12 protein-coding genes and 1 tRNA gene are annotated in these 10,484 nt (G+C 53.9%); 9 read left to right on the top strand and 4 right to left on the bottom strand.

All coding sequences use genetic code 11. The features are described from left to right. The 7 genes from ACR0CW_RS22780 to ACR0CW_RS22750 form a co-directional block, all read left to right on the top strand. Positions 1-569, top strand: a 569-nt coding sequence (locus tag ACR0CW_RS22780; protein ID WP_480789546.1) for a hypothetical protein, incomplete at its 5' end; no start/stop codon positions are given. Between the two features lie 55 nt (positions 570-624). After that, positions 625-1,098 carry a hypothetical protein gene (locus ACR0CW_RS22775; protein WP_480789545.1) on the top strand — a complete coding sequence of 158 codons (474 nt, stop codon included), beginning with the start codon at positions 625-627 and terminating at the stop codon, positions 1,096-1,098. Continuing rightward, positions 1,095-1,571 (top strand): ASCH domain-containing protein, encoded by a 477-nt coding sequence (locus tag ACR0CW_RS22770; RefSeq protein WP_480789544.1) that lies wholly within the window; start codon positions 1,095-1,097, stop codon positions 1,569-1,571. The genes ACR0CW_RS22775 and ACR0CW_RS22770 overlap by 4 nt, the downstream gene beginning before the upstream one ends. After that, positions 1,568-1,807 carry a hypothetical protein gene (locus ACR0CW_RS22765; RefSeq protein ID WP_480789543.1) on the top strand — a complete coding sequence of 80 codons (240 nt, stop codon included), beginning with the start codon at positions 1,568-1,570 and terminating at the stop codon, positions 1,805-1,807. The genes ACR0CW_RS22770 and ACR0CW_RS22765 overlap by 4 nt, the downstream gene beginning before the upstream one ends. Then, on the top strand, positions 1,804-2,622 hold the full coding sequence (locus ACR0CW_RS22760; RefSeq protein WP_480789542.1) for an HNH endonuclease signature motif containing protein: 819 nt from the start codon (positions 1,804-1,806) through the stop codon (positions 2,620-2,622). The genes ACR0CW_RS22765 and ACR0CW_RS22760 overlap by 4 nt, the downstream gene beginning before the upstream one ends. Before the next feature lie 249 nt (positions 2,623-2,871). Then, complete coding sequence (locus ACR0CW_RS22755; protein ID WP_480789541.1) at positions 2,872-3,081, top strand: helix-turn-helix domain-containing protein; 210 nt, start codon at positions 2,872-2,874, stop codon at positions 3,079-3,081. Further along, the gene (locus ACR0CW_RS22750) at positions 3,071-4,147 is read left to right on the top strand and encodes a tyrosine-type recombinase/integrase (RefSeq protein ID WP_480789540.1); all 1,077 of its coding nucleotides are present in this window, start codon (positions 3,071-3,073) and stop codon (positions 4,145-4,147) included. Before ACR0CW_RS22755 ends, ACR0CW_RS22750 begins: the two co-directional genes overlap by 11 nt. Before the next feature lie 15 nt (positions 4,148-4,162). Here ACR0CW_RS22750 and ACR0CW_RS22745 read toward each other — a convergent pair. After that, positions 4,163-4,238: transfer RNA gene (locus tag ACR0CW_RS22745), tRNA-Trp, on the bottom strand. Positions 4,239-4,381: 143 nt separating this feature from the next. Between ACR0CW_RS22745 and ACR0CW_RS22740 the strand changes: the two genes are divergently transcribed. Further along, positions 4,382-5,086 carry a lysophospholipid acyltransferase family protein gene (locus tag ACR0CW_RS22740; RefSeq protein WP_170337241.1) on the top strand — a complete coding sequence of 235 codons (705 nt, stop codon included), beginning with the start codon at positions 4,382-4,384 and terminating at the stop codon, positions 5,084-5,086. Between the two features lie 3 nt (positions 5,087-5,089). Here the strand turns inward: ACR0CW_RS22740 and ACR0CW_RS22735 are convergent, their stop codons facing one another. From ACR0CW_RS22735 to ACR0CW_RS22725, 3 genes are all read right to left on the bottom strand, one after another. Further along, entirely contained in the window at positions 5,090-5,989 is a 900-nt protein-coding gene (locus ACR0CW_RS22735) for an AEC family transporter (protein WP_480789539.1), read from the bottom strand. Between the two features lie 154 nt (positions 5,990-6,143). Continuing rightward, entirely contained in the window at positions 6,144-7,481 is a 1,338-nt protein-coding gene (locus tag ACR0CW_RS22730; protein WP_480789538.1) for a tetratricopeptide repeat protein, read from the bottom strand. Between the two features lie 147 nt (positions 7,482-7,628). Beyond that, positions 7,629-8,294 (bottom strand): cyclic nucleotide-binding domain-containing protein, encoded by a 666-nt coding sequence (locus ACR0CW_RS22725; protein WP_480789537.1) that lies wholly within the window; start codon positions 8,292-8,294, stop codon positions 7,629-7,631. Between the two features lie 350 nt (positions 8,295-8,644). Here ACR0CW_RS22725 and ACR0CW_RS22720 point away from each other — a divergent pair, with 350 nt between their 5' ends. After that, positions 8,645-10,366, top strand: a complete 1,722-nt coding sequence (locus ACR0CW_RS22720) for an amidohydrolase (protein WP_480789536.1) — start codon at positions 8,645-8,647, stop codon at positions 10,364-10,366. The last annotated feature ends 118 nt before the right edge of the window (positions 10,367-10,484 follow it).

Here is a 10,484-nt window from a genome sequence, read left to right as displayed (position 1 = left end):
TGCTACCTCCATATCTGCTCAAAGATATGGAATCACGGATCAGAAAACTGGGGAAGACTGAATCTGATAAAGCCAGACGCGCTCTAGCTCTGCTGGCCTTCACCAATCCAAAGGGCAACCAGAGCGTTTCCGTCACCAGAACTGGAAAATTTACAGCCATCAAATGGGATGGAATAGAGCTTTACGCCAAAAACATCGGCGGAACCTACCCAGAATATCAGCGGGTAATTCCCAGCGGCGAACCGACAACCCGCCTCGCACTTACGAAGTCTTCCGTCATCCGGCTGTCACGAATTGCAAAAGCCCTGAACCAAACCGACCGCTGGACTACCGTGCAACTCGACGCAAAAGCCGGACGCATGGCTACCCGGCAGATTGATGGCGAAGGCGCATCCGTTCCGATTCAAGGCGAAGGCGAAGCGACCATCGCTTTTGCCCTTCGCTATCTCGCTGATCAGATGAAAGTGACGCCCGAGGCCTCCATTGAATTCGACCTCGACAGCAACCCGGCATTTGTCAAAGGCGAAGACCCCAAAGCCTTCTGGCTGCTTATGCCTCGCCGGTTCTGAAAAAGGATTTAGCATGCCTATTGTTACCCAAGAATGGACCCACAGCCTCACCTGCATGCAGCAGACAGTACTGCTGACTGCCGTGCGCGGCCCTGATGGCGTTGCAAAGTACCACCCATGCAAGTTCCTGATCCGCTGGTTTCGTCGCTGTGTCCTGTTGGGCGCGCTAGATCATAACGTCTTTGAAAACCCATATGATCCGCGCGGCGGCTCCTTCACCGGGCCAAGCTACGAATGGCCTCTCGGTCTGGACCACGACTGGACCGAAAAAATGAACTCCGTAGTGGAACGCTATCTGCAGAGTCTCGATGAGCTTCCCCACCACTTCCAACTTCACCTGATGCACGCAGCCGAGATCGTTGGATACAAGCATCCGGACGCCAAGATCCGCCACTGGTGGAATTGGCTATATCTGGAACTGGTGAAGGACATGCACCTGTCCCCAGAGACGGAGGCAGAGCTCGACTACCGGCTAGGTGATAGCGAAGCGCAGTGGCGCGCGACTAGCTCCGAGGCCACGCAGGCATGACCGACCTATCCACCCTGCCCGACCGCGCCCTTTCGATCCGCCAACCATGGGTTTGGGCGATCATCAACGCGGGGAAGCGCATTGAGAACAGGCCGCGTCGCTTCAACTATCGCGGGCCGATCTGCCTGCATGCCTCGACAGCGCCACTGCCACCCGAGGAAATCTCTTACAACTTCTGTGTTGAAGATGTGTTGGCTTGGCATCGTTCGAAGGCGGTCACCACCCGAGAAGCAAAAAACCCGCCTCCCACACTAGCCGATCTGACACCACGGCTATGCGATTTGCAGCGCGGCGGCATCGTCGCCACTGCTGAAATCGTGGACTGCATCGAGGCCAGCGACAGCCCTTGGTTCTTCGGCCCCTACGGACTTGTTCTGCAAAACGTGCAGCCCGTCCCCTTCATCCCCGTTAAAGGTGCACTCAGCTTGTTCGATTGGCGCAAGAAACTCAACAAAACAGGAGAGCAATCGTGAGAAACAAACTCGGAGATCTGAACAATCACCTGTTCGCGCAACTCGAACGCCTATCGGATGAGGACTTGTCTGCCGAACAGATAGAGCAGGAAGTAAAACGCGCTGGCGCCATGGTTGACGTCGCAGACAAGATCACCGGCAACGCTGAGCTGCAGCTGAAAGCCGCGAAACTCTACGCCGAGCACGGAGAGAAGATTGTCGACCACCTGCCCCAGATCGGGAAGAGCGCCGAATGAGAGGCAAGCGGATCAAATACAGCCAGACCGAACTGGATTGGGTGAAGGCCAACGCGCATCGATCACGCCGAGAGATTGCGGCCGATTTCGCTGTGAAGTTCAATCGCTCTGACGTCACCGAAGATCATATTAAAGGCCTGTGCTCGCGAAACGGTTGGTCAGCCGGCAAAGAAGGCAAGACCAGAAACAAGGGCAAGTCCCTGGTCTTCTCTCCGGAACAGGTCCAGTGGCTTCGCGACAATGCTGAGCTGTCCCGCAAGGAATCGCACGCGCAGTTTCTGGCAGCGTTCCCGGGTACCGACATTACTTTGAACCAGGTCATCGGATTCAAAAAACGCTACCGGATCAAGACCGGTCGAACAGGTTGTTTTGAGAAGGGCCACAAGTCCTGGAACAAGGGCAAAAAGATGCCCTACAACGCAAACAGCGCCGCCACTCAGTTCAAGAAAGGTCAGGTGCCAGCCAACCAGGTGCCAATGTACTCCGAACGCGTAGACCGAGACGGGTACATCGAAATGAAAGTACCCTTGGTTAACCCCCACACCGGCCACTCAACCCGCTTCATGCACAAACACCGGTTTCTTTGGGAAAAGCAGAACGGGCCACTCCCCGAAGGCATGGCCCTGAAGTGTCTGGACGGAGACAGAACCAATACCGACCCGTCGAATTGGGAAGCAATCCCACGCGCGATGCTACCCACCCTGAGCGGTCGTTGGACGCGTGCGTATGACGATGCACCAAACGAACTTAAACCAACCATCATGGCAACCGCAAAGCTCAAGCACGCGATACGCGAAGCGGGGAAAGGCACATGAACACCCCGGCTCGTATCTCAACACCCCCGGAGCCCGCGCACTCTCACAGGGGGACGGATGATGCGCCCTCAGGACGTTAGGTTTCACCACATCCGCGATCACCATTGGTCACAAAAGTGGTGCACTAAATGCGGCCGACGAGTGCCATATTTCCATAAGCACTGGGGCAAAGCAGAACTGGCGGCTCAGCCAATATTGCGCCCGATATCTCTGGTGAGCAAATGAGCTTCCAGTTCCCCCCCCAGACTGATGCAAGCAAAGGCTGCAGCGCACTATCTGGGTGTCTCACCCAGCAAGCTCCGCAATCTGAACCTGCCCCGCAAAGGCGACGGGGGGAATGTGCTATATGATCGGGCAGACCTTGACGCTTGGGCGGATGGCCTGCCCTATCGGGGAGCCGAAGCGGAAAAGCCTTTAGACCCCTTTGATCAATGGAAGGCCAAGCGCCATGAGAATTAAGCTCAAAGGCATTAACCGAAACACCAAGAAATTGGCGAATGGTCAGACGGTAACGTACTACTACGCATGGAAAGGTGGACCCAGATTACCCGGCAAACCCGGCTCACCTGAGTTTGTGGCCGCTTACAATGAAGCGGTTACGCAAAAGCCGAAGAGCGCAGCCTATACGATTCAGGAATTGCTGAACAAGTATCAGGACACACCCAAATGGGCCGGGCTAAGCCAGCGGACTAAGCGCGACTACATCGGCCACATCAAGAAGATCGAACTGGAATTTGGTGACTTCCCCATTGCTGCCCTGCCCGATCGGCGCGCACGCGCTGAGTTTCTGGCATGGCGCGATAAGATGGCGTCAAAATCTCGACGTCAGGCCGATTACGTTTTCGCGACTTTTGCATCGATTCTTGCTTGGGCGTATAATCGCGGGCTAACCGACGCCAACCCGTGCAAAAACCCCGGAAAACTTTACCAATCACAGCGCGCCGAATGCATCTGGACCACATCCGATGAAGAAGCCCTTTTGGAATCTGCCCCGGATCGCATCAAAATGGCTTACATGCTTGCCGTATGGACCGGGCAACGACAGGGCGACCTTTTGCGCCTGCCATGGACAGCATATAACGGAACGCATATCCGCTTGCGTCAGAGCAAAACCAACCGGCGCGTGGTCATTCCTGTTGGCGCGCCCCTGAAAGCTCTTTTGGATCAGGCCGCAAAGAACAAAGCCGCTGTGACAATCCTGACCACCTCAAAAGGCACATCTTGGACCAGCCACGGGTTCAGCGCCAGCTGGCGCAAAGCAGTGGCCAAGGCAAAGATCACCGGCCTGACCTTTCATGATCTGCGCGGCACCGCAGTGACCAGACTAGCCATCGCGGGAAGCACGGAAATAGAGATAGCGACCATCACTGGCCACAGCCTGAGAGACGTGGGCGCTATCCTTGACTCCCACTATCTCAGCCGTGATGCCGAGATGGCAGAATCGGGAATTCGCAAGCTGGAACAGCACGAAATGGGCACAAAAGCTCCCAACTGGTCTAACTTAGTCTACACGGAAACGATGTAAGTGATTTATTTTAAATGGCAGGGGCAGCAGGGTTCGAACCCGCGACCTACGGTTTTGGAGACCGTCGCTCTACCAACTGAGCTATACCCCTATGGTGTGCTCCAGATATGCCAGCAGCGCGGAGGACTCAAGAGCCTTTTTTAGATTCCTTCGCAGTTCCCCAACAGACAAAAAAGTTGCGCATGACGCGCAGTCCTATAAGACAAGGTTCGGCCAACAACAGGGACACCTCACGTGAGCTTCCGCAAAAAGATCGCAGACAGTGAAACCTTTCTGAATTGGGTTGCTCGGCGCATCGCAGGCTACATCCGTCTGGTGCACCGCAATACGCGCTGGCAGCGGATCGGATATGAAGAGCTTGATCAACTCGCAGAAAGCGGTGAACCGGTCATTGTCGTTTTGTGGCATCAGCGTTTGGCGCAGTCCCCCTATTTCTTTCCTTTGGACAAAGGGCGTATCTGCTCGATCACTTCGGCTGCACGCGCTGGCAGCATGGTAGGGCGGGTTCAGCGATTGTTCGGAATGGACACGATCGCAATGTCCAGTCACAAACGGCACGTGGCTTTGTCGCGAGAAGTGCTTGGCAAGATGAAGCAAGGCATCTCGATCGGGATTGCCGCAGATGGTCCAAGGGGCCCCGAGCGCATATCGTCGACCGTTCCGCTCATCTGGGCGCGCACATCGGGCAAACGCGTTTTTGGTATCACCTACTCTGCCCGCCATGGGCGCGAAGCAGGTACCTGGGACCGACTGTTGATGCCCCGCCCCTGGCGAAATGAAGGGGTGTTTCTGTGTCGTGAGTGGACCGATGCCGTGCCGCGCAAAGCTACCGAAGAACAGATTGAAGAGCTGCGCCAGAGCCTTGAAGACCACATGAACCGGATCACCGCCGAGGCAGATCAGATGGTTGGTCGAGAACCCTGGAAACCGGTTGGCTAATATTCAGACCCAATAGGTCAGCGCCAAGGGCAGAACGATTAACGTCGCCAGAGTCGATACCAGAATGTAGCCCGCTACATCCGGTGCTTTGTCGGGCAGGTACTGATCCGCGAACAGGTAGTTCGCGACCGAGGAAGGCATAAGACAACACAGGATCACCACGCCACGTTCGGTGCCGGTAAATCCAAACGCCCACACTACAGCCACCGCCACGGATCCTGCGATACATAAATGCAGAACTGTCAGCAGTCCTGCCTGCTTCACATCTCTGACCTGAAACGATGCAAGCGTATGCCCCATTGTCAGCAACAACATCGGAATCGCGAGTCCACCCAAAATGTCAAAGCTCGATTCTATCGGCTTGGGTAAATGTGTGCCGGTCAGGACCAGCCCCAAAGCGATAAGTGCAGCATAGATGACCGGAGATGTCAGCACAGCTCTGACCGAAATGGTTCCCGACGGAATCCAGATACCTACCGTGAACATGCTGAGCAGGATCACTACGACGAATCCCATCGCATACGCCATCCCGGCATCGCCAAACGCCAACAAAGTGACGGGCAACCCGATGCTACCGACATTGCCGTGCATCAGTGGCCCCAGAAATGCAGCAATGGAATACCCCAGCAGCCGTAAGGCAATGAGGCTCAGCACCGCGAAACCCGCGACTGCTACTGCGGCGGCACCAACCACTGTTATAAACGTGCCTCCATCGATCTGGGCCGTTGAAATATGCGAGATGACAAGTGTCGGAAAACCGACGCGGGATATCAGATCATTCACGACCTTGGTGTCGAAAGGGGCTTTGATCAGCGCCAGCGTGTATCCAACCCCGACACAAATCAGAACCGGCAGGATGATGTTGAAGACGTTTAAAAAAATGTGCTCCAGATGCGCAATCATGCCTGTGCTGACACCACCTTTGGGAAATGCTGGTTCAAATTATGATCCAGCCTGTGCGACAGAATGGATTTTCGCAAGGAAAAGCTGAGTCTCGAACCGAGGCACTAGAACGCCATAGTACGGTTGGTAGTCGGCCAACCGTCAACCGATGTGATCAGCTATAACGTACCCGCATCTTGATCGCCTGCATGAAGCGGCCATGCGAAATCAGTGCCGACATGAAATCTTCCAGATACTCTTCGGATAGTCCCGCATCGATCGCGCCGTCGAAAATTTCCTCGGCTTGTACAAAATTCTCTTCTTCGATCAGAATCATCGCATTGATGAACTGTCCGAAGGAATCGCTGGGACCCAGCGCCAAAGAGCGATCAATTGCGTCTCGCGCTTCGGGAATTTTATCGAGTTCTAGCGCAATTTCAGCATGCAAGCGATGGTCGAAGTGGTCGGCTCCATCCATTTCAACACCGCGACGAATAAGCGCCAGCGCTGCATTAAACTCTGCGTCATCCGCAAGCAGGCTTGCCTGCCAATACACCAGATATCCACTTTCACCGGCTCGGGACTTTGCCTCGTCCAACACCCTATGCGCCTCGGAACGGCGACCCAGAGCCGAAAGAGCCCGCGCACGTCGCACATAACCATCTGAATCGTCAGGTCGGGCTTCGATTACAGCATCCGCATCCTTAAGCGCCTGTTTCGGGCGATCCAGCATCAACAATATGAGTGATCGCCGGGACCGGGCAGAAATAAACTCCTCATCCAATTCCAGCGCTCGATTCACGTGATCAAGCGCATCATCCCACTGTTGGCTCTCGGAAAGGACATAGGCCAGCCCATATTCTGCATTTGCATCGGCATCATTGATTTCCAGTGCCGACGTGAACAGTTCATGCGACTTGTCGTATTGACCGTCATACGCCAGAACCCATGCCAATTCACGCATACCCCAAGGGTATTCCGGATCCAGCGCCAGTGAGGCGCGCATATAGTTTTCGAACTCATCAATCTCAATCTGTCCGGCCCAATGTTGACTGGAAGCAAGCCCCGCCATGTTTTGAGCATTGGGCTTTCGCAATACGGCCTGCCGAAAGAGCTCAACCGCCGCGGGGTAATCATCCAACAGATACAAAACCCAGCCCTGCCCTTGCAGGCCCGGTTCTGCATTGGGATCGATTGTCAGAATCTGATCAAAGACATCGTGAGCGCGTTCAAGGTCATCGACATCCACATAGGCCCAGGCCATCCGATCCAGCATCTCGATACGCTGCGCATCAGACGACCCAGCTTCCTCAAGACCGAGCTGACAGATCTCGATCAACCTTTCGGGCGTATCACTCTGCTCGATGCAGGCCGAAGCATAAGTCGACTGAGAATTCGTAAGCAAAGGTTTGGACGCAACATCGCTGATCATCGTCGTCAGCCCAAGCAAAAACGCGCCTGAAAACTGGGTAAAATTCTTGAAAGAATAGATCATTGCATATCGGCTTGTCATAAAGTTCAAAACCCACTTAGCAAGTCATTGCGACAAGAAAAAGGATTTTGAAGATAATGCGTCGCCGAGCTTGGCGCCCGCTACCAATCGCACGCTTAGCTGGGATACTATTCAGAAATCACCCAGTGAGCTGATCCCCGCGTACCTTCACGGAATTTGCAATCGTGCCGTCTGCAGAAAGCGCGAAATCTCAAGGCCAAGGCTTGCTTCGATTGAAATCTCCAGATCGGGTTTTTTCTCAAGTTCCATATTCAGTTTAGTCAGGTCCCAGCGGATGACCCGTGCGGGTTTGGTTGCCTTTACGGATACCGGAGCCACAAAATCCTGGTCATTGCTTAGAAACGCGGTGCCGCCCAGAAACCTACCCTCGCCAAGCTGGTCCACCGGTTCACCATTCATCTCAACGCTAAACTCGCCGTCGACAGTCAATACCAGGCTATGAACATGCTCTCCCTCTGAAAGCAGCACTTCACCTGTTGGGACGATATCGGAAACTCCCATTCTCAGCAGGTTGTATGCATCCCGCTCAGAAAAGTTCCTAAGGGCGATGTTGTACAGATGTCTTTCGGTGTCACTGAAAGCAACCGGACGGCGTTCAAGCAGAAGGCGGATGATCCAATAAATATTGATCACTGTGAAAAACAGGTTCCAGCCAATCGGTGCCCATAAAGGACTGCTTTGCAGGTAGTAGTAGGGCAACAATATCAGCGCACCGATAACGGACAGGACCCGTAGCCAGAAGATGTCTCTTACCGAATAGGATATGAGATAGAAAATGTTCGCCGCATTGACCAATAGGTCCAGTCCCACCATGTCTCCACCTCACCCGCTATGTCTGCGTATTCACGCGTTTCTATTTCGCTATCGCAAGTTTAGGCATCTATTCGAACTGCGGGGAAGAGATAGTTGAGGTCTGGAATTCAGGCTCGGCCGTGGTGGTCACCCAACTATGATTAGCCAAAGTTTGATACGATCGCCGACACAAAAACCCTCCCAGTTTTGGCGTTCGAATTAGTAGCCCGACAGGTTCGAAATCAGGGAAGCACTTCCAATTGAAAACGATATGTCGAGGTCAATCTCAAACGAAATTTTGCATAAGCTTCGTATTTTCCGTCAAATTCTATATCATCATATTCAAATGATTTATCTTGGGGGAGGTACTGATGAACAAACTAGTTGCTTCGGCAATGGCGCTTCTTGCCGCTACGACCCATGCTCAGGCTCAGTCCAATCGCAGCAATCCGACAGCGGACTACGCCCTGATCAACGGCGAGATCCATACAATGGACGCAAGCGGAAGCATTGCAACCGCTATCGGCATCGAAGGCGGAGAGATCGTTTATGTAGGTGATTCCACCGGGTTAAAAGATGTTATCGGTATTGGCACAGAGGTCATTGACCTAAAGGGAAAAATGGCCCTGCCCGGCTTCGTGGATGGACATATCCATGCGGCTGCAGGCGGGTTGATCATGCTTGGTGTGGACTTGCAGACGGATGACAAAGACGAGTTGTTTGACCGTATCCGTAAAGAAGTCGAAACCAACAAGGACGACATAATTCTTGGCTATGGGGTCCGCTTCAATCCCTGGGCAGATGGCAACCCGACCGCCGCCATGCTTGATGAAATCGAGGCTGATCGGCCGGTCTACTTATGGGCCATCGATGGTCACGCGGCCTGGGTGAACTCCAAGGCGCTGGAAATGGCCGGTATCGACAGGAACACGCCTGACACAGCACCCGGATTTTCGTTCTTTGAACGCGACGACGAGGGAAACCCAACAGGATGGATAATTGAAATACCTGCGCAAATGCAGGTTTTGACCTCGCTCATTGATGTGAACCCCGAATTCATGTCCGAGGGTGTTTCAAATTGGCTGCAGCGTTTCGCAGCAGCAGGAATCACAGCAGTCCATGACCATGGCATTCAGGGCATGAGCCAGGAAGAAGGCTTTCAGATGATGGCCGATTTCGAGAAAAACGGAGAGCTGCCGATTCGTTTCATCGGCTCCTACTATTGGAATGATGGGACGATTGATCCTCTTCCCGGTACGCAGGAACTTAGCGACCGATTTAACTCCGATTTGGTTAAAGCAAGCTATCTGAAAATCAATATGGACGGTGGAGACGACAAATGGAATGCGCTCTATGTGGACCCATATGCCGATAAACCCGAATTGGTGGCTGAACCGATCATTCCCGTGAGACTGGTCAAGGACGCGGTCATCCGCGCCGATGCAGCTGGTTTCAACGTTACCTGCCACTGCTTCGGAGATCTGGCTGTAAGAACTCTTTTGGACGCCATTGAGGCCGCTATTGAGGTCAACCCTGACCGCGAACGCGCGCACAAAATAACGCACGGCACTTTGATTCACCCGGACGACTACACCCGGTTCGGAGAACTTGGTGTCATCTATGACACGACCGGGGCTTGGATGACCTTCGATCCACTGTTGCAGTCGGTTTCGACCACGCGTCTGGGTGAAGATCGCGTTCAGGCCATGTATCCCGTCAACAAAGTAGTGGCTGGTGGGGGAGTCTTTTCATTTGGCTCAGACTGGCCTGTCTCAGGATATGTATCCGAATATCGCCCTCTAGCGGCCATTGAGGCAGGGGTAACACGCCAGTTGCCTGGCCGCTCAGATGTCCCGCCACTGGGAGGTGATGAGGCCAGAATGCCGCTACAGCTCGCATTGGAAGCTCATACCATCAACGCCGCCAGAGGAATGGGTATGGATGACCAGATCGGCAGCCTCGAGGTTGGTAAGAAAGCCGACATCGTAGTGCTGGATCAAAACCTATTCGAGATCGAGCCGGCAGCGATCTCTGACGTCGACGTTCTTTACACGATAATGGGCGGCAATCTGACTTACGAAAAATCGGACTGAAGCGGATAACTATTCTTTCGCCTGTTAGCTTAGGCAAAAACGAAAAAGGGCGTCCCGAGGGACGCCCTTTCTTTGGATATTCGCTGGCGCGACTTACTCGATGATTTTCGAGACGACG

It is taken from the genome of Ruegeria sp. CH6 (genome assembly GCF_056537005.1).
Note: the sequence above shows the minus strand (reverse complement) of the source record. Positions and strands in the feature narration are given on the sequence as shown.

What these genes read in the sequence shown, in the direction of transcription:
- ACR0CW_RS22730 (WP_480789538.1), bottom strand. Translation starts at nt 7,481, where the DNA reads ATGACAAGCCGATATGCAATGATCTATTCTTTCAAGAATTTTACCCAG.
- ACR0CW_RS22760 (WP_480789542.1), top strand. Translation starts at nt 1,804, where the DNA reads ATGAGAGGCAAGCGGATCAAATACAGCCAGACCGAACTGGATTGGGTG.
- ACR0CW_RS22735 (WP_480789539.1), bottom strand. Translation starts at nt 5,989, where the DNA reads ATGATTGCGCATCTGGAGCACATTTTTTTAAACGTCTTCAACATCATC.
- ACR0CW_RS22770 (WP_480789544.1), top strand. Translation starts at nt 1,095, where the DNA reads ATGACCGACCTATCCACCCTGCCCGACCGCGCCCTTTCGATCCGCCAA.
- ACR0CW_RS22775 (WP_480789545.1), top strand. Translation starts at nt 625, where the DNA reads ATGCAGCAGACAGTACTGCTGACTGCCGTGCGCGGCCCTGATGGCGTT.
- ACR0CW_RS22750 (WP_480789540.1), top strand. Translation starts at nt 3,071, where the DNA reads ATGAGAATTAAGCTCAAAGGCATTAACCGAAACACCAAGAAATTGGCG.
- ACR0CW_RS22720 (WP_480789536.1), top strand. Translation starts at nt 8,645, where the DNA reads ATGAACAAACTAGTTGCTTCGGCAATGGCGCTTCTTGCCGCTACGACC.
- ACR0CW_RS22755 (WP_480789541.1), top strand. Translation starts at nt 2,872, where the DNA reads ATGCAAGCAAAGGCTGCAGCGCACTATCTGGGTGTCTCACCCAGCAAG.
- ACR0CW_RS22725 (WP_480789537.1), bottom strand. Translation starts at nt 8,294, where the DNA reads ATGGTGGGACTGGACCTATTGGTCAATGCGGCGAACATTTTCTATCTC.